The organism is Streptomyces sp. SDT5-1 (assembly GCF_052245995.1).
Taxonomy (GTDB): domain Bacteria; phylum Actinomycetota; class Actinomycetes; order Streptomycetales; family Streptomycetaceae; genus Streptomyces.
In genome coordinates, this window is sequence record NZ_CM125963.1 from 2,357,513 (window position 1) to 2,374,443 (window position 16,931).

Here is a 16,931-nt window from a genome sequence, read left to right on the forward strand (position 1 = left end):
GTGACCGACATCGTCGACGACCTGAAGTGGCGAGGCCTGTGGGCCCAGTCCACTGACGAGGACGCACTGCGCAAGGCGCTCGCGGACGGTCCGGTCACGTTCTATTGCGGCTTCGACCCGACCGCGGCCTCCCTGCACGTCGGCCACCTGGTACAGGTCCTCACCATGCGCCGGCTCCAGCAGGCGGGCCTGCGCCCGCTCGCGCTCGTCGGCGGGGCCACGGGCCAGATCGGCGACCCGCGCCCGACGGCGGAGCGCACGCTGAACGACCCGGAGACGATCAAGCTGTGGGTCGACCGGCTGCGCTCGCAGATCGAGCCGTTCCTCGACTTCGAGGGCGAGAACGCGGCGACGATGGTGAACAACCTGGACTGGACCGCGGGCATGTCCGCGATCGAGTTCCTGCGTGACATCGGCAAGCACTTCCGGGTCAACAAGATGCTGACGAAGGACTCCGTGGCCCGCCGCCTGGAGTCCCAGGAGGGCATCAGCTACACGGAGTTCAGCTACCAGCTCCTGCAGGGCATGGACTTCCTGGAGCTGTACCGCCGCTACGGCTGCACGCTCCAGCAGGGCGGCTCGGACCAGTGGGGCAACCTGACGGCCGGGCTCGACCTGATCCACCGCCTGGAGCCGGAGGCGGAGGCGCACTGCATCGCGACGCCGCTGATGGTGAAGGCCGACGGCACCAAGTTCGGCAAGTCCGAGGGCGGCGCCATCTGGCTCGACGCCGAGATGACGACCCCGTACGCCTTCTACCAGTTCTGGCTGAACACGGACGACCGCGACGTCTCGAAGTACATGCGGATCCTGTCCTTCAAGTCCCGCGAGGAGCTGGAGGAGCTGGAGAGGCAGACCGAGGAGCGCCCGCAGGCCCGTGCCGCGCAGCGCGCCCTCGCCGAGGAGCTGACGACGCTGGTGCACGGCGCCGACCAGACGGCCGCCGTGATCTCCGCGTCGAAGGCGCTGTTCGGCCAGGGCGACGGGAACCTGGCGGACCTGGACGAGGCCACGCTCGCCGCGGCCCTGTCCGAGCTGCCGAAGGCCGAGGTCACCGAGCTCGGCCCGGTCGTCGACCTGTTCGCCGAGGTCGGCCTCGTCGCGAGCAAGTCGGCCGCGCGCCGCACGGTGAAGGAGGGCGGGGCCTACGTGAACAACGTGAAGGTCGCCGCCGAGGACTTCGTGCCGGGCGCGGACGAGCTGCTGCACGGCCGCTGGCTGGTGCTGCGGCGCGGCAAGAAGAACCTCGCGGCCGTGGAGGTCAAGAGCGCGTAGCGCGACGTGCGCGTGCCCCGCACCCCGAAAGGGATGCGGGGCACGCGTGTGTCTAGGCCCTGCTCTTGTTTCCGCGCAGCGCCACCCAGAGTCGGTCGCCCACACCGACCACGATCACGGCTCCGATCAGCTGGAGCACATGGCGGATCCAGTCGATGCCCTTGGTGTCGTTGACACCGAGGCCGGTGGCCGCCCAGTTGCCCAGAACGCTGCCGATGATGCCGAAGATGATCGTCAGCCACAGCGGGATCTTCTGCTTGCCCGGCAGGATCGCCTTCGCGATCAGGCCGAGCACCAAGCCCACGACGATCGCCCACAACCAGCTCATGCCTGTCGCCTCCTCGCACAGTGCGGGACGCCGTGCGGCTGCCCGCACGTTCAGTGTTGCCGCGTACGCCATACGGCGCATGTCGGACAGCTCCGTACGTGGTACTGCGCAGACACTGCTCCCAGGTCAGGCCCGCCCCCGGTCTCGTAGCCGACGCATACCGGGCGTACCGTGGACGCAGTCCGGTCCGGGGAGAGTCCGGCCAGCTGGCGGGTGGTGGAGTGTGATGCGGAAGCGCAAGGACAACGGTGGGGCAGAGGTTTTCCGGATCACGGGGGCCCGGCAGGGGCTCGCCGCCGATGTCCGTGGCCGGCAGCGCCGGTACATCATCTCGATGGCCATCCGCACCGTTTCGGTGATCCTCACGGCAGTGCTGTGGAACGTGGAGCGGCACGTCGCCATCGTGACGCTGGTGCTCGGCGCCTTCCTTCCCTACGTCGCCGTGGTCATCGCCAACGCGGGGCGGGAGAACGCGCCGTCGCTGCCCTCGACCTTCGTGCCCGCGCCGTCGCGGCCCATGATCTCGCCGGTGCCGTCCGCGGACCCCGCGGATCACGGCCCGGAGGAGCGGCGCTGACACAGCCGGGGAACGGCGCAGACAAAGCTCAAGAAAAGCTCAGATCAATCATGTGGTTCCGGTGCCGGGCGGCGGGTCCCCCGTGACATACTGCGTGAGCGCTCCGCATCCCCCGTCGGAGCGACGGACCGACGCCGGGCAGCTCCCCCCGTGGCTGCTCGGCGTCGCCATTTCCGGGGGCTCTCCGGCGCGTTTTCCGGTGCGTCTAAGGTTGACGCGTGAACCTCGCGAACCTCTCAGGACCGTCGCCCGAAACTCCCCAGTGCTCGGCCAAGGGCTGTCGCGCCGACGCGGTGTGGGTGCTCGCGTGGAACAACCCGAAGCTGCACACGCCGGAGCGCCGCAAGACGTGGCTCGCGTGCGACGAGCACCGGGAGCACCTGGCGAAGTTCCTCGGCGTGCGCGGGTTCCTCAAGGACGTCGTCGCCCTGGCCGAGTGGGACGACCGGGACGCCGAGGGCTGACCGGCCCTCCGGGGCGGGCCGGTCAGCCGCCGATCGCCGACATCGGGCGGTCCGGCTGGAGGAACGACGGGTCGTCGAGCCCCGAGCCCGCCTTCTTGCCCCACATGGCGACCTTCCAGATGCGGGCCACTTCCTCGTCCGGCGCGTCGGAGCGCAGGGCCGCCCGCAGGTCGGTCTCCTCGGTGGCGAACAGGCACGTGCGGACCTGGCCGTCGGCCGTGAGCCGCGTGCGGTCGCAGGCCGAGCAGAACGGGCGGGTCACCGAGGCGATGACGCCCACGCGGTGCGGTCCCCCGTCGACGATCCAGCGCTCGGCGGGCGCGGAGCCCCGCTCGCCCGCGCCCTCCTCGGTGAGCTCGAAGCGCGTACGCAGCGAGGCCAGGATGTCGCCCGCGGTGATCATGCCCTCGCGCTTCCAGCCGTGCTGGGCGTCGAGCGGCATCTGCTCGATGAAGCGCAGCTCGTACTCGTTCTCCACCGCCCAGGCCAGCAGCTCGGGGGCCTCGTCCTCGTTGAGCCCCGGCATCAGGACCGAGTTCACCTTCACCGGGGTGAGGCCCGCGGCGCGCGCCGCTTCGAGGCCCTCGATGACGTCCTTGTGCCGGTCGCGGCGGGTGAGGGTCTTGAAGACGTCGGGGCGGAGGGTGTCGAGCGAGACGTTGACCCGGTCGAGGCCCGCCTCCTTGAGGGCCTGAGCGGTGCGCTTCAGCCCGATCCCGTTCGTCGTCAGGGACATCTTCGGGCGGTTCTCCAGAGCGGCGACGCGCTCCACGATGCCGACGAGGCCGGGGCGGAGCAGCGGCTCGCCGCCGGTGAAGCGGACGTCGGTGATGCCGAGGTCGGTGACCGCGATGCGGATGAGCCGGACGATCTCGTCGTCCGTGAGCAGGTCGGGCTTGGCGAGCCACTGAAGGCCCTCTTCGGGCATGCAGTACGTGCACCGCAGATTGCACCGGTCGGTCAGCGAGACCCGCAGGTCGGTCGCCACTCGGCCGAATGTGTCGATGAGCACGGGGCCCCCTCCCTCGGCATGTTTCCAGCTGCTGATCCCGAGCCTACGTGACAGGTATGACAGCGGCAGGCCGCGTGCCGTCCAAAGTGCGTGCCGTGCCCGTCGTAGATCCCTACGACGGGCACGGCACGCACGGGGGAAAGCGGCAGGTCAGTGGGCTCCGGTGCCCGTCAGGGAGCGGACCTCCAGCTCGGCGTACTTGCCCTTGTCGGCCTTCTCCTTGGCGACGTAGGTGCCGATGATGCCCAGCAGGAAGCCGACCGGGATCGAGATGATGCCCGGGTTCTCCAGCGGGAACCAGTGGAAGTCGACGCCCTTGAACATCGACGTCTTCGGGTTGCCCGAGACGACGGGCGAGAAGAGCACCAGGAAGACCGCGGTGAACAGGCCGCCGTAGATCGACCACAGCGCGCCGTTCGTGTTGAACCGCTTCCAGAACAGCGAGTACAGGATCGTCGGCAGGTTCGCGGAGGCCGCGACCGCGAAGGCCAGGGCGACCAGGCCCGCCACGTTCAGGTCGCGGGCGAGCGCGCCGAGGGCGATGGAGACGATGCCAATGAAGACGGTGGACCAGCGGGCCGCCTTCATCTCCTCCTTCTCGGTGGCCTTGCCCTTCTTGATGACGTTCGCGTAGATGTCGTGCGCGAACGAGGAGGACGAGGCGAGGGTCAGTCCGGCGACGACCGCGAGGATCGTGGCGAAGGCGACCGCCGAGATCGAGGCGAGCAGGATCGCGCCCCAGCTGGAGTCGACGCCGCCGAGATGGAGCGCCAGCAGGGGCGCCGCGGTGTTGCCCGCCGGGTTGGAGGCGATGATCTCCTCCGGCTTGATGAGCGCGGCGGCGCCGAAGCCGAGCGCGATCGTCATCAGGTAGAAGGCGCCGATGAGGCCGATGGCCCAGTTGACCGACTTACGGGCGGCCTTCGCGGTCGGCACCGTGTAGAAGCGGATCAGGATGTGCGGCAGTCCTGCCGTGCCGAGCACGAGCGCGATGCCGAGCGAGATGAAGTCGATCTTCGACGTGGCCGTGACGCCGTACTTCAGGCCCGGCTCAAGGAAGGCCGCGCCCTTGCCGCTGTTCTCCGCGGCCGTGCCCAGCAGGTCCGAGATGTTGAAGTCGAACTTCAGCAGGACGAGGAAGGTCAGCAGGATCGCGCCGACCATCAGCAGCACGGCCTTGACCATCTGCACCCAGGTGGTGCCCTTCATGCCGCCGATGGTGACGTAGACGATCATCAGCACGCCGACGAGGGCGACGATGCCGATCTTGCCCGCGTCCGAGGTGATGCCGAGCAGCAGCGAGACGAGGACGCCGGCGCCGGCCATCTGCGCGAGCAGGTAGAAGATCGAGACGACGATCGTCGACGTGCCGGCCGCGGTGCGCACGGGGCGCTGCCGCATCCGGTAGGCGAGCACGTCGCCCATCGTGTAGCGCCCGGAGTTGCGCAGCGGTTCGGCGACCAGGAGGAGGGCGACGAGCCAGGCGACCAGGAAGCCGATCGAGTACAGGAAGCCGTCGTACCCGGCGAGCGCGATGGCGCCCGCGATGCCGAGGAACGACGCGGCGGACATGTAGTCGCCGGAGACCGCGAGGCCGTTCTGGAAGCCGGTGAACTGGCGGCCGCCCGCGTAGAAGTCCGCGGCGTCCTTGGTCTGCCGGCCCGCCCACACGGTGATGACGAGGGTCGCGACGACGAACACCGCGAACAGGCTGATGATCAGCGGCCGGTGCTCGCTGGCCTCGGCGGCCAGCGGGATCAGGGTCGTGTCGGGGCTCATGCGCCGCCCTCCAGACGGGACTTGATGGCCTCGGCCTTGGGGTCGAGCTTGGCCGCGGCGTGCCGCGAGTACCACCAGGCGATGAGGAACGTGGTCAGGAACTGGGCGAGACCGAGGACGAGGGCGACGTTGATGTTGCCGAAGACCTTGGTGCCCATGAAGTCGCCCGCGTAGTTCGACAGCAGCACGTACACGAGGTACCAGGCGATGAAGGCGATGGTGAGCGGGAAGGCGAACGAGCGGTGCGCGCGGCGCAGTTCACCGAACTCCGCGCCTTCCTGCACCTCGATGAACTTCTCGGTGGAGGGCAGCGCCGGCCCGTCGTGCGGGCTGCCCTGCTGCGGTGGTGGTGCGTCGGTGGCCACGGAGTCTCCTCGCGATGCGGGTGCTGTCTGTGCGGGTGCTGTCTCTCGAACCTCGACGTGATGTGGATCACGCGGGCCGGGTCGCGATGGTAGAGCCACCCGACCCCCTGCACAACGGCACGGGAGCGGCGTCGTCCGGGTTCAACTCGCCTTGTTTCTTTCGGAACTTCTTTCGGAACTTCTTTCGGAACTCGTTGATGACCTGCGTTGACCAGAGATACGTTCACACCGCACCACGCGTCATGCACCTGCCCGGAAATCACTCATGTCCCGGGCATTTCCGTAATCGACGGATGATGTGGAGACCCCATGGCTCATCTGCCTTCCAGACGCCTGCCGTCCCGGCGCCGCCTGGCCCTGGCCCTGCCGATCGGCATCGCTCTGACGGCTTCGTTCGGCTTCCTGCCGTCCGCGACGGCGGCCCCGGCCGCCGACTCCCCCTCGGCGACGGCGACTTCGGAGTCCTCGCTCGCGTACGTGGTGAACACGCGCGGCACCGATGCCCGCACGATCTCCTCGGTGGGCAGGGCGATATCCGCGGCGGGCGGCTCCATAGTCGCCACGTACGCGAAGATCGGCGTCTTCGTCGTCCACTCCTCGAACCCCGACTTCGGCAAGCAGATGCGCGCGGCCAAGGGTGTGGCCACGGCGGGCGCGACCCGCACCGCGCCGTTCACGCCGTCGGGCACCACCGAGGAGGGCGCGGTCGAGAAGCTCTCCAAGGCCGAGGCCAAGGCCGTCGCGGCGAAGGCGGACTCCGCGCAGGAGCCGCTGGAGGCCGACCAGTGGGACCTGCGGGCGATGGGCGCCGACAAGGCCGCCAAGATCAACCCGGGCAGCAGGAACGTCACCGTCGGCGTCATCGACACCGGTGTGGACGACACCCACCCGGACCTCGCCCCGAACTTCTCCGCCTCGCAGTCCGCGAACTGCGTCGGCGGCAAGGCGGACACCTCGCCGGGCGCCTGGCGGCCCGCGAACAAGGACCACTACCACGGCACGCACGTCGCCGGTGAGATCGCCGCCGCGCGCAACGGGATCGGCGTCGCCGGTGTCGCGCCGGGCGTGAAGGTCGCCGGCATCAAGGTCGCCGACCCGGTCAGCGAGCTGTTCTACCCGGAGAGCGTCGTCTGCGCCTTCGTGTTCGCGGCGGACCACGGCATCGAGGTCACCAACAACAGCTACTACGTGGACCCGTGGCTCTACAACTGCATGGACGACCCGGACCAGCGGGCCATCGTCGACGCGGTCAACAGGTCCCAGCTGTACGCCCAGAAGAAGGGCACCCTGAACCTGGCGTCGGCGGGCAACTCCAACCACGACCTGGACGCCGACTCGATCCTGGACGACTCGAGCCCGGACGACTCCACGCCGGTGAACCGCACGATCGACCCGCACAGCTGCTTCGACATCCCGACCCAGCTGCCGGGTGTCGTCACGGTGAGCGCGACGGGCGTCACCAAGGCCAAGTCGTACTACTCGACGTACGGCAACGGCGTCATCGACGTCGCGGCGCCGGGCGGCGACAAGTACAAGAAGCCGACCGACACCCCGTCGAAGGACGGCCGCATCCTGTCCACGCTGCCGGGCGGCGAGTACGGCTGGCTCCAGGGCACGTCGATGGCGTCGCCGCACGCCGCCGGTGTCGCCGCGCTCCTCAAGTCGACGCACCCGAAGGCGTCGCCGGCGCAGCTGCAGTCCCTGATGAAGGCGCAGGCCGACAAGGAGCCGTGCCCGACCGCGTACGACGGGGACGGCGACGGCACGGTCGACGCGGTCTGCGAGGGCCCCGAGCAGCGCAACGGCTTCTACGGGTACGGGATCGTGGACGCCCTGAAGGCCGTCAAGTGACGTCCTCTGTATGAAGTGACGTCTTCCGCTTCCCCGTGAAGTGACGTCCTCCGCGTGAAGCGGGCACCGGGGCCGGGTGGCGCACGCCACTCGGCCCCTCCGCGTGCCGCCCCGTGTGCCGGGGCCCTGTGCTGCGCGATAGTGCGGACATGACACATGCGCCCCATCCACCGGTCGACACCAGGGCCGTGTGGGCGGCACTGGGTGGCGACCCCGCCCTGCCCGCCCGCGTTTCGTACCGCACGCGCGCGGGTGCGCTGCCCGCCCGCCTGCCCGTCCTCGACCTGGCCAGGGCCTGCGTCGCGGGCTGCTCGCTCGCCGCTGCCGAACTGGCCGCCACGCGCGCGAGGCACTCCGTCGGCTCCCTGCGGGTGCGGGTCGACGACGGGGCGGTCGCCACCGCCTTCACCAGCGAGCGGCACCTGCTCGTCGACGGGCGCGCGCCGGTCACCTTCGCGCCCCTGTCCCGCTTCTGGCGCGCGCGGGACGGGTGGCTGCGCACCCACGCGAACTACCCGCACCACGAGGGACGGCTGCGCGCGGCCATCGGCGTCGGCCCGAGCGCGACCGTGGACGAGCTGGCGGCGCTGATCGCGGAGCGCTCCGCCTTCGAGGTCGAGGAGACGGTGTACGCGGCCGGGGGCCTGGCCGTCGCGCTGCGCACGCCCGAGGAGTGGGCCGCGCATCCGCAGGGCGCACGGGTGGCGGCCCAGCCGCTCCTGACGCTCGACCGGGTCGACGCGGCGCCGCCCCGCCGCCTGTCGCGCGGCGTGCTGTCGCCGGCCGCCGGGGTCAGGGTCCTCGACCTGACGCGGGTCATCGCGGGCCCGGTCGCCACGCGCACCCTGGCGCTGCTCGGCGCCGACGTGCTGCGGGTGGACGCGCCGCAGCTGCCGGAGTCCGCCGACGCGCACGCCGACACCGGCTTCGGCAAGCGCTCGACCCGGCTCGACCTGACGGCGGCGGCGGACCGGCGGACCTTCGACGCGCTGGTCGCCGAGGCGGACGTGGTGGTCACGGGGTACCGGCCGGGCGCGCTCGACCGGTTCGGGCTTGCTCCCGAGGCGCTGGTGGAGCGGCGGCCCGGCCTCGTGGTGGCGGCGCTCTCGGCGTGGGGCGGGTACGGGCCGTGGGGCGGGCGGCGTGGATTCGACAGCCTCGTGCAGGTGGCGGCGGGCGTCGCGGCGACCGAGGGCTCGCCGGAGCGGCCCGGCGCGCTGCCGGCGCAGGCGCTCGACCACGGCACCGGCTATCTGCTGGCGGCAGCGGTGCTGCGCGCGCTCACGGAGCAGACGGCGGACGGCGGTTCGCGGGTGGCGCGGCTCGCGCTCGCGCACACGGCGGCCTGGCTCCTGGGCGGGGCGCGGCCGGTCGGGCACGGCGAGCCCGCGGAGCCGTACGAGGCGGCGGACCCGGCCGCCTGGCTGACCGAGGCGGACAGCCCGATCGGGCGGCTGCGGCACGCCCTGCCGCCGCTGTCGTTCGACGGCGGTCCCGCGAACTGGGCGCGACCGCCCGGCTGTTGGGGCACGGACGAGCCGGGCTGGCTACCGGCGGCATAGCCCCCGGGCCGCCCGGTCTGTCCGGATTGCCGTGCCCCACTTGTTGGTCTGCGCTTGCCGCGGACGGGGCGGCCTGGTGAAGATCCAGTGGTGAGTTCGATACCGCCGCCCACCGAGGCTCCCGTTCCCGTAGGGGCCGACGTCCCCCTGCGCAGACCCGGCGCGGGGCGCGCCGTCGCCGTGCTCGCGCTGGTCGCCGTGGCCGCGCTGATCCCGCTGCTCGGGCCGCGCGCCGCGCTGGAGGGCACCGGGGAGGCGGCGGCTCCCGGTGTCGGCGTGATCGCGCTCCTGCGCACGGTCCTGTTCGCGGCGCTGTGCGTGCAGGCGGGCGAGGTGTTCGGCCGGTTCCTGGCGCGCCGGGTGGATCCGCTGCGCGAGCCGCCGGCCACCTGGTCGGCGTACGTGCCGTGGGCCGGGTTCGCCGCCGCGCTCGGGCTGGCGTCCGTCGTGGCGTCGGGGAACCTGATCCCGCACAGCATGGCCGCGCTCGACATCGGCGGCCTGGGCGGGACACGGGACGGCATGCTCGCGCTCGTCGAGGTCAACGGCTTCCTGTTCGCGGGCCTGTGCGCCCGCACCAGGCGGCCCGCGACGGCGCTCGCGCCGCTGTCCGCCGTGGCGGTCGCCGAGGCGCTGCGGGCGCATCCGGCGGCCGAGGACACCGCGCTGCTCGGCTCGGGGCTCACCCTGATCCACCTGACCTGCGCGGCGCTGTGGGTGGGCGGTCTCGTGTACGTGCTGCGGACGACGCACGCGTGGCGGACGAGCGCACCGGAGGCGGGCACGGCGCTGTTGGGCCGCTACGCGCGCGTGGCCGCGCTGCTGCTGGCGGCGATCACCGCGACGGGCGTGTGCAGCACCCTGCGCCGGATGCCGCCGGGCACGGTCGTCGACCAGCTGACGACGACGGCGTACGGGCGTGCGCTGCTCGCGAAGGTGCTGCTCGTCGCCGTCGTCGCGGGGCTCGCCCTGGCGGCCCGGCTGCGGCTGCGCCGGGCGGAGGGCCGCGAGCGCGCCTACGCGCCCGCCCGCGCGGAGGTCGTGGTCCTCGCGGTCGTGGTGGCCGTGTCGGCGGCGCTGACCGCGCTGCCGGTGCCGATCCGCTGGTGACGGCCGGTCAGGCCGCGCGGGCCTCGACGCCGCATGGGACCGGCGTCGGCGCCCGCTCCCCGAGCACGCCCCGGGTGAGCAGGGACTGGGCCGCCACGTAGGTGCCCATGACCCAGAAGTCGGGGCGCGGCAGGGCGGGCCAGTCGGCGATGCCGGTGGCGATCAGCGAGTCGGAGAGCAGGAACAGCGCGCCTCCGACGCCCGCCGCGACGCCGAGCCGGGACGCCGCGAACGCCATGCAGGTCAGCAGCACGCTGTACCCGGCGACGGGCCCGCGCATGTCCGCCGGCAGATCGGGCCACAGGGCGGCGACGGTGGCGACGAGCGCGGCCCCGTACGCGACCGCGAGCAGCGCACCACGCGCGCGTGCCGTCCCGTGCCGCTTGAACAGCACCAGGTAGCAGACGTGTCCGGCGGCGAAGGCGCCCATCCCGGCGAGGAACACGAGGTCCTGGTCGAACAGCAGCGCCACGTCTCCGCACCACCCCAGGAGCAGGGCGGCGCACAGCAGCCGGGGGCCCCGGCAGGCGAGCACGTACGCCGCGAGCAGCGGCATGAGCAGGGGCTTGAGGACGACGTGCGCGCCGTCGACGCCCGCGAGCAGCGCGCCGAGGTCGGCGGCGCAGGCCACGACGAACAGGGCGCGCCACGTCACGGCGGAGGGCCTCACGCGGCGCCCTCCGTGACCTTCTGCGGGGCGCTCGGCGCCCCGGCGGGCTCCGGCTGCCATCCGGGTCCGCGGAAGACCCGCCCGGCCCGCTCGCGCCAACCGGACGCCGCCTTCAGGTCCTTGGCGATGGCCACGTACTCGTGGGTCGCGACGCGCAGCGGGTTGTACGTGTCGATGTTCTTGGTGAGTCCGAACTCGGGGCGCTCGACCTCCGGCACCCACGAGCCGAAGAGCCGGTCCCAGACGATGAGGATGCCGCCGAAGTTCCGGTCCAGGTAGCCGCCCTGGGAGGCGTGGTGGACGCGGTGGTGGGAGGGCGTGTTGAAGACGAACTCGAAGGGCCGCCACATCTTGTCGATGCGCTCGGTGTGGATCCAGAACTGGTACACGAGGTTGACGGACGAGCAGAAGGCGAGCGCCGCCGGGTGCACGCCGAGCGCGATGAGCGGCAGGTAGAAGGGCCAGACGGTGAGGCTCGTCCAGGGCTGGCGCAGCGCGGTGGTGAGGTTGAACCTGCGGCTGGAGTGGTGCACCACGTGGCAGGCCCACAGGACGCGGATCACGTGGTGGCCGCGGTGCGACCAGTAGTAGAAGAAGTCCTGCCCGAGCAGCATCAGCGGGATCGTCCACCACAGGACGGGCACGCGCAGCGGTGTCAGCTCGTAGACGGCCGTGTAGATCGCGACGATCGGGATCTTCCACAGGAAGTCGAAGACGAGGCTTCCGAGCCCCATGGTGACGCTCGTCGCCGCGTCCTTGGTCTCGTAGCCCGCGGCGTCCTCGTCGGGGTGGATCCGGACGCTGATGATCTCCACGATCGTGAGCAGCACGAAGGCGGGGATCGACCACAGCACGGCGTCGGGCAGGTTCGGGGTCGGCATGCGTGCACCGTAAGTGCCCCGACCTGCCCCCGGCTATAGGTGGTTACCGACAAGTATTACCGGCGGTAGGGGTCAGACTCCGGCGGCTCCCAACAAAGATCCCGCCGCGTACGTGACACCCATCGCGAGCGCTCCCCCGCCCACGTTGCGCCACATCGCGGGCCGCACCGCCGCGCCGCCCATCCGGGCGCTGCTGTAGCCGGTGAAGGCGAGCGCCACCAGGACGGAGCCGACCGTGACGGGCAGCCGCCACGCGGAGGGCGGCAGGACGATGGCGAGCAGCGGCAGCAGGGCGCCCGCCGTGAAGGCGAGGAAGCTGGCCCAGGCGGCGTGCCAGGGGTTGGTGAGGTCGTCGGGGTCGATGCCGAGCTCCACGCGCGCGTGGGCGCGCAGCGCGTCCCTCTCGGTGAGCTGCTCGGCGGCCTCGCGGGCGACGTCGCGGCTGAGCCCGCGCTCCTCCAACAGGTCGGTGAGCTCCTCCAGTTCGGCGTCCGGCTGCTCCTTCAGCTCGCGCTTCTCCATGGCGATGGCGGCCTTCTCGGAGTCGCGCTGCGTGGACACGGAGACGTACTCGCCCGCCGCCATGGACATCGATCCGGCGAGCAGTCCCGCGAGCCCGGCCGTGAGCAGGGTCGAGCGGTCGTCGGTGGCTCCCGCGACGCCGACGACGAGGCCGGCGGTGGAGACCACGCCGTCGTTGGCACCGAGGACGGCGGCGCGCAGCCAGTTGAGCCGCGAGCCGAGCGCGCCGCCGTGGGACTCGTCATGGGTGGTCTGTGCTCCGGGTTCTGTCACGCGGTGAGCTTGCCACCCAGGGCGTCACCACACGCGTACCGACGCCCCTGGAGCGAACACCGGGCTCGTGGCGTCCGCGGGCGGCTCCTTCAGCGGCTCGTCGATCTCGGCGACCGTGGGGCCCACGCGGGCCGCGATCGGGTCGAGGAGGCCGAGGTCGAAACCGTAGACGCGGGCCGCGTTGCCGCCGACCATCGCGGCGATCTCGTCCCGCGGGAGGCCCGCGTAGGCGATCCGGAGGCCTTCGCGCGTGTACGGGTAGGTGCCCTCGTCGTGCGGGTAGTCGCTGCCCCACATGATCTTCTCGAGGCCGATCCGGTCCCGCAGCGGCACTTCGTGCGGGCGCATGAAGCTCGCCCCTACGAAGCAGTTCTCCCGCCACACCTCCGAAGGGCCCTTGCCCATCGAATCGGCGAGCCCCGCCCCGAACTTGGACTCCGCGGTGTTCGCCTTCGTGGCCGCCCTGACCAGGCGCGCGTGGTAGTAGTCCAGCATGTCCAGGACGCCGGGGATCCAGCCCGAGCCCTGCTCCGTGAGGACGAGCCTCAGCTCCGGGTGCTTGCGGAAGGCGCCGCCGAACACGAGGTGCCACAGGGCGCGGTGCGAGAACCACGTCGTCTCGACCATGAACACCGCGCGGGCGGCCGGTTCCTCGCCGAGCGGCGGGGAGGCGGAGCCCGCGTGGTGGTTGACCGGGACGCCGAGCTCGGCGCAGGTCCGCCAGATCGGGTCGTACGTCGACGAGTACAGCTCCGGGAGGCCGGAGCCCGGCGGGGTGCCGGGGAGCAACAGGCCGCCCTTGAGGCCCGCTTCGGCGGCCCAGCGGATCTCCTTGACGGCCTCGTCGACGTCGTTGAGGAGGATCTGGAAGACGCCCGCCCTGCGGCCGGGGGCGGCGGCGCAGAAGTCCGCGAGCCACCGGTTGTGGGCGCGCAGCCCCGCCCAGCGCCGCTCGAACTCCTCGCGGGTCGGCGCGGGTGCCATCAGGGAGGCGGACGGGAAGAACGGCGGGATGGTGTTGGGGAAGACGACCTCAGCGACGATGCCGTCCCGCTCCAGCTCGGCGACGCGCCGGTCGGAGTTCCAGTTCCGGTCGGCGGTGTCGGCGAGCAGATCGGCGTACGGGTTCACGTAGGTGGCGGCCCACGCGTCGAAGGCGTCGTGGTGGCGGGCCTCCAGGTACGGCTTGTAGTCGAGGAGGTCGGCGCCCGCGTGGCAGTCCGCCGAGATGACGGTGTAGCGGTCCTCGGTGGCACTCATGGCGTCACCCCGATGTGCGGGAAGTCGTTCTCCGTCAGCCAGTGCCGCCCCACCTCGCGCGAGCGCGCCCAGGACGCCTCGACGGCGCTCTGGTCGGCGTCCTGGCCGAGGTCGGCCGGGGTCGGCCCGATGCGGGCGGCGAGCGGGGCCAGCTTGGCGGTGTCGAAGCCGAAGACCTCGGCGGCGGACAGGCCGAGCATCCGCCGGGTCTCCTCGACGGGGATGTCGTGGAAGGTTTTGCGCAACCACGCGCGCGTGTCGGGCCATGTCCCTTCGGGGTGCGGGAAGTCGCTGCCCCACAGGATGTTGTCGACGCCGATCTCGTAGCGCTGGGCGAGTTCGCGGCGCTTGGTGTTGGTGGCGCAGACGAAGACCTGCCGGTCGAGGTACTCGGCCGGGGAGCGCTTCAGTTCGGCGAACGGGGAGAGCTTCTTGCCGCCGTGCGCGCCCAGGTAGAGGCGGTCCATGAACCACAGCAGGTTCGGCAGCCACCAGCAGCCCGATTCGGCGACGCCGAACTTCAGCCCCGGGTGCCGCTCGAAGGCGCCCGACCAGAGCAGGAACCACAGCGGCCTGGCCGGCCACCACGTCACCTCGCTGACGTAGATGCCCAGATGGTCGCCGTACTCGTGGCGCGGCGCCGCACCCGAGTGCGTCACGACGGGCATCTCGCACTCGGCCGCCGCCGCCCACACGGGGTCGTAGCGGCGCGCGTGGTACGGGTCCTGGTCGACCCACATGGACGGGATCATCAGGGCGCCGAGCCCCGACTCCTTGGCGCGGTGGATCTCGGCGACGACCTTGTCCGGGTCGGCCGTGACCGGCAACAGGGCGACGCCGCAGTGCCGTTCGGGGTGCTGGGAGACGAACTCGGCGAGCCAGCGGTTGTGGGCCTGCGCGCCCGCCATGCCCAGCTCGGGGTCCTGGTCGCCGGAGAGCCCGAGGCCGACACCGAAGGGCGCCGCCGTCTGGCTGTCCACGGCGTCCGCGTCGGGGAAGACGACCTCGGCGGCCACCCCGTCGCCGTCGAGCTCCTTGAGGCGCTGCGCGGTGTCCCAGCCGCCGCGCAGGCCCTCCTCGTTGTCCTCGAACCACTTGGCGGCGAACGCGTCGTTGCGGATGCCGAGCCGCGTCGCCTCCTCGCGGCGCTTGTCCCGCTCGCCGAGGAACGCGTCGAAGTCGCGGTGGAAACGGCTGTTTAGATAGGGCCGGTACTCCTCGGTGGGGAGCCCGGCGTGGCAGTCGGAGGAGATGATCAGGTACGGGTCCTGGTTGCTCATCGTGCGTGCCCCTCAGTCGAGAATGAAGCTCTCCAGGTACGCCGGGTTCGCCCGGTCCAGCATCGACCGCGACCTCGCCCGGATCTGCTTGTCGCTGTGCTCGCTCGCAGGGAGCAGCCAGAACCGGTCCGCGGCGATGCCCTCGGCGACGAAGTCGGCGACCTCCTCGACGGGCGTGAACTCGACCTCGTTCCCCGCCTCCTTCATGGCGGCCTCCCACTGGTCGAGGCTGCGGTACGGCGTCCTGCGCGGGCGCTCCTTCGCGAACCGCTCGGGCCGGTTGCGGTGCGACTCCCACAGGCCCGTGCGCAACATGTGGGGGCCAGGGAAGAGCACGGAGGCGCCCACGCGCGCGTGCTCCGCCTTCAGGTGGGCGTACAGCGACTCCGTCATGGTGACGACGGCCGCCTTCGTCACGGCGTACACGGACGCCGTGGGCAGCGGCGCGATGCCGCCGTCCCCGGACGACGTGTTGACGATGTGGCCCGGCTCGCCGGCCGCGATCATGCGGGGCACAAAGGCCTGGATGCCGTGGAAGACGCCCCACACGTTCACGTTGAACGCCCACTTCCAGTCGTTCGGTTCGTGCTGCCACATGCGACCCTCGGCGCCCGAGCCGACACCGGCGTTGTTGCACAGCACATGGCAGGCGCCGAACGTCGCGTACGTGTCCTCGGCGAGGTCCATGACCTGCTCGCGCTCGCCGACGTCCACCACGCGCGCGTGCACGCTCGCCCCGGTGCGCCGCAGCTCCTCGGCGGCGCTCTCCAGGGCGCCCTTCTCGACGTCCGCGAGCACCACCTTCAGGCCGTCCGCCGCGAACCGCCGCGCCATGGCGAGCCCGATCCCGCTCGCCGCGCCCGTGACGACGGCGACCTGTCCCTCGCGCAGCTCCATCAGGCGCTCCCCTCGGGCGGGCCGTCGTGGATCTGCTGCGGGTCGTCGTAGCGCTGGTGGATGTACGGGAGCAGGGCCTGGGCGCTGACCCGCTCGACGACCTTGCCCTTCTGGTCGGTGGTCTTCTCGCCGATGGTGATCTCGACCAGGGAGCGCACCGGAAGGTCGGCGACCGGGTCGAACATGGACTCGCGCAGGACGACGTCCCCGGTGATCGCCTCCAGCTTCCTGACCTTCTCGTTGCGCAGGCAGTGCACGAGCACCGGCTCCGCGTCGAAGCCCGAACCGTCCACGCCCGGAAGGAACTTGAAGTAGAAGTCGGTCTTCTGCGTGGGCTCGGGGATCGGCAGGCCGCCGCTGACGGCGCCGCGCACCTCGACGAACGCGATGCCGTGCCGCGCGAGCGCCGCCCGCACGACGAGCCCGTCGCGCTCCACCGTGACCTCGCCGAGCTTCTTCGGTTCGCCGAAGACCTCACGGCCGCCGATCAGCGCCCGCTCGTGCGTCATCGGCATGACCAGCGGATACCAGCCCTCCACTCCCCCGTGCTCCGCCGCGACGGCCACCGAACCCGCGCCCAGGGGGTAGCCCGGCAGGTCGACCTTGCTGATGTTGGCCCGCACCAGGGGCCGCCCGGTGGGCTTGAGCGGCGGTGGCAGCACGGCGGCCACCGCGTCCGGATCGGACTCCCACACGGCCACCACACCGGTGGACCAGATGTCGGGAAGTTTGCTGCTCGCCGAGCGCGAGGCGGCGATCTCCGCCTCACTGCGCGCTCCGTACCGTACGCGTGCCATGTCGTACCACCCTTCGTACGAGACGTGT

General features: G+C 71.6%; 17 protein-coding genes. 6 read left to right on the top strand and 11 right to left on the bottom strand.

The features are described from left to right. Positions 1-1,275: a tyrosine--tRNA ligase gene (gene tyrS, locus ACTWJ8_RS11020; protein WP_356388535.1), complete on the top strand. Its 1,275-nt coding sequence runs from the start codon at positions 1-3 to the stop codon at positions 1,273-1,275. Between the two features lie 52 nt (positions 1,276-1,327). Here the strand turns inward: tyrS and ACTWJ8_RS11025 are convergent, their stop codons facing one another. Beyond that, a complete protein-coding gene (locus ACTWJ8_RS11025; RefSeq protein ID WP_356388533.1) occupies positions 1,328-1,603 on the bottom strand; it encodes a GlsB/YeaQ/YmgE family stress response membrane protein in 276 nt (91 codons plus the stop codon). Positions 1,604-1,829: 226 nt separating this feature from the next. Between ACTWJ8_RS11025 and ACTWJ8_RS11030 the strand changes: the two genes are divergently transcribed. Then, positions 1,830-2,180 (top strand): DUF3099 domain-containing protein, encoded by a 351-nt coding sequence (locus ACTWJ8_RS11030; protein WP_356388531.1) that lies wholly within the window; start codon positions 1,830-1,832, stop codon positions 2,178-2,180. Positions 2,181-2,398: 218 nt separating this feature from the next. Continuing rightward, positions 2,399-2,644: a hypothetical protein gene (locus ACTWJ8_RS11035; protein WP_356388529.1), complete on the top strand. Its 246-nt coding sequence runs from the start codon at positions 2,399-2,401 to the stop codon at positions 2,642-2,644. 22 nt (positions 2,645-2,666) lie between these two features. Here the strand turns inward: ACTWJ8_RS11035 and moaA are convergent, their stop codons facing one another. The 3 genes from moaA to ACTWJ8_RS11050 form a co-directional block, all read right to left on the bottom strand. After that, the gene (moaA, locus tag ACTWJ8_RS11040; protein ID WP_356388527.1) at positions 2,667-3,656 is read right to left on the bottom strand and encodes a GTP 3',8-cyclase MoaA; all 990 of its coding nucleotides are present in this window, start codon (positions 3,654-3,656) and stop codon (positions 2,667-2,669) included. Between the two features lie 150 nt (positions 3,657-3,806). After that, complete coding sequence (locus ACTWJ8_RS11045) at positions 3,807-5,435, bottom strand: solute symporter family protein (protein ID WP_356388525.1); 1,629 nt, start codon at positions 5,433-5,435, stop codon at positions 3,807-3,809. Next, positions 5,432-5,800, bottom strand: coding sequence for a DUF485 domain-containing protein (locus tag ACTWJ8_RS11050; protein WP_356388523.1), 369 nt, complete (start codon positions 5,798-5,800; stop codon positions 5,432-5,434). Before ACTWJ8_RS11050 ends, ACTWJ8_RS11045 begins: the two co-directional genes overlap by 4 nt. A gap of 309 nt (positions 5,801-6,109) precedes the next feature. On the opposite strand from ACTWJ8_RS11050, the gene ACTWJ8_RS11055 reads away from it, so the two are divergent. The 3 genes from ACTWJ8_RS11055 (at position 6,110) to ACTWJ8_RS11065 (ending at position 10,323) form a co-directional block, all read left to right on the top strand. Beyond that, positions 6,110-7,651, top strand: a complete 1,542-nt coding sequence (locus tag ACTWJ8_RS11055) for a S8 family serine peptidase (protein WP_356388521.1) — start codon at positions 6,110-6,112, stop codon at positions 7,649-7,651. A gap of 149 nt (positions 7,652-7,800) precedes the next feature. Beyond that, positions 7,801-9,213, top strand: a complete 1,413-nt coding sequence (locus tag ACTWJ8_RS11060) for a CoA transferase (RefSeq protein ID WP_443263709.1) — start codon at positions 7,801-7,803, stop codon at positions 9,211-9,213. Positions 9,214-9,303: 90 nt separating this feature from the next. Next, positions 9,304-10,323 (top strand): CopD family protein, encoded by a 1,020-nt coding sequence (locus ACTWJ8_RS11065; RefSeq protein ID WP_443263710.1) that lies wholly within the window; start codon positions 9,304-9,306, stop codon positions 10,321-10,323. Between the two features lie 7 nt (positions 10,324-10,330). Here the strand turns inward: ACTWJ8_RS11065 and ACTWJ8_RS11070 are convergent, their stop codons facing one another. The 7 genes from ACTWJ8_RS11070 to ACTWJ8_RS11100 form a co-directional block, all read right to left on the bottom strand. Further along, positions 10,331-11,053 carry a lysoplasmalogenase gene (locus ACTWJ8_RS11070; protein WP_443263711.1) on the bottom strand — a complete coding sequence of 241 codons (723 nt, stop codon included), beginning with the start codon at positions 11,051-11,053 and terminating at the stop codon, positions 10,331-10,333. Next, positions 10,990-11,874, bottom strand: coding sequence for a sterol desaturase family protein (locus tag ACTWJ8_RS11075; protein ID WP_356388515.1), 885 nt, complete (start codon positions 11,872-11,874; stop codon positions 10,990-10,992). The genes ACTWJ8_RS11070 and ACTWJ8_RS11075 overlap by 64 nt, the downstream gene beginning before the upstream one ends. Positions 11,875-11,946: 72 nt before the next feature. Beyond that, positions 11,947-12,669, bottom strand: coding sequence for a VIT1/CCC1 transporter family protein (locus ACTWJ8_RS11080; RefSeq protein WP_356388513.1), 723 nt, complete (start codon positions 12,667-12,669; stop codon positions 11,947-11,949). A 24-nt stretch (positions 12,670-12,693) separates the two neighbouring features. Next, entirely contained in the window at positions 12,694-13,929 is a 1,236-nt protein-coding gene (locus tag ACTWJ8_RS11085) for an amidohydrolase family protein (protein ID WP_356388511.1), read from the bottom strand. Beyond that, positions 13,926-15,209, bottom strand: coding sequence for an amidohydrolase family protein (locus ACTWJ8_RS11090; protein WP_443263712.1), 1,284 nt, complete (start codon positions 15,207-15,209; stop codon positions 13,926-13,928). Before ACTWJ8_RS11090 ends, ACTWJ8_RS11085 begins: the two co-directional genes overlap by 4 nt. 12 nt (positions 15,210-15,221) lie before the next feature. Next, positions 15,222-16,106, bottom strand: a complete 885-nt coding sequence (locus tag ACTWJ8_RS11095; protein WP_356388507.1) for an SDR family NAD(P)-dependent oxidoreductase — start codon at positions 16,104-16,106, stop codon at positions 15,222-15,224. Next, complete coding sequence (locus ACTWJ8_RS11100; protein ID WP_356388505.1) at positions 16,106-16,903, bottom strand: acetoacetate decarboxylase family protein; 798 nt, start codon at positions 16,901-16,903, stop codon at positions 16,106-16,108. The genes ACTWJ8_RS11095 and ACTWJ8_RS11100 overlap by 1 nt, the downstream gene beginning before the upstream one ends. Between the last annotated feature and the right edge of the window lie 28 nt (positions 16,904-16,931).

Coding starts and splice junctions, on each gene's coding strand:
- ACTWJ8_RS11025 (WP_356388533.1), bottom strand. CDS start 1,603: ATGAGCTGGTTGTGGGCGATCGTCGTGGGCTTGGTGCTCGGCCTGATC.
- ACTWJ8_RS11030 (WP_356388531.1), top strand. CDS start 1,830: ATGCGGAAGCGCAAGGACAACGGTGGGGCAGAGGTTTTCCGGATCACG.
- ACTWJ8_RS11045 (WP_356388525.1), bottom strand. CDS start 5,435: ATGAGCCCCGACACGACCCTGATCCCGCTGGCCGCCGAGGCCAGCGAG.
- ACTWJ8_RS11055 (WP_356388521.1), top strand. CDS start 6,110: ATGGCTCATCTGCCTTCCAGACGCCTGCCGTCCCGGCGCCGCCTGGCC.
- ACTWJ8_RS11060 (WP_443263709.1), top strand. CDS start 7,801: ATGACACATGCGCCCCATCCACCGGTCGACACCAGGGCCGTGTGGGCG.
- ACTWJ8_RS11070 (WP_443263711.1), bottom strand. CDS start 11,053: ATGGCAGCCGGAGCCCGCCGGGGCGCCGAGCGCCCCGCAGAAGGTCAC.
- ACTWJ8_RS11075 (WP_356388515.1), bottom strand. CDS start 11,874: ATGCCGACCCCGAACCTGCCCGACGCCGTGCTGTGGTCGATCCCCGCC.
- ACTWJ8_RS11085 (WP_356388511.1), bottom strand. CDS start 13,929: ATGAGTGCCACCGAGGACCGCTACACCGTCATCTCGGCGGACTGCCAC.
- ACTWJ8_RS11090 (WP_443263712.1), bottom strand. CDS start 15,209: ATGAGCAACCAGGACCCGTACCTGATCATCTCCTCCGACTGCCACGCC.
- ACTWJ8_RS11095 (WP_356388507.1), bottom strand. CDS start 16,106: ATGGAGCTGCGCGAGGGACAGGTCGCCGTCGTCACGGGCGCGGCGAGC.
- ACTWJ8_RS11100 (WP_356388505.1), bottom strand. CDS start 16,903: ATGGCACGCGTACGGTACGGAGCGCGCAGTGAGGCGGAGATCGCCGCC.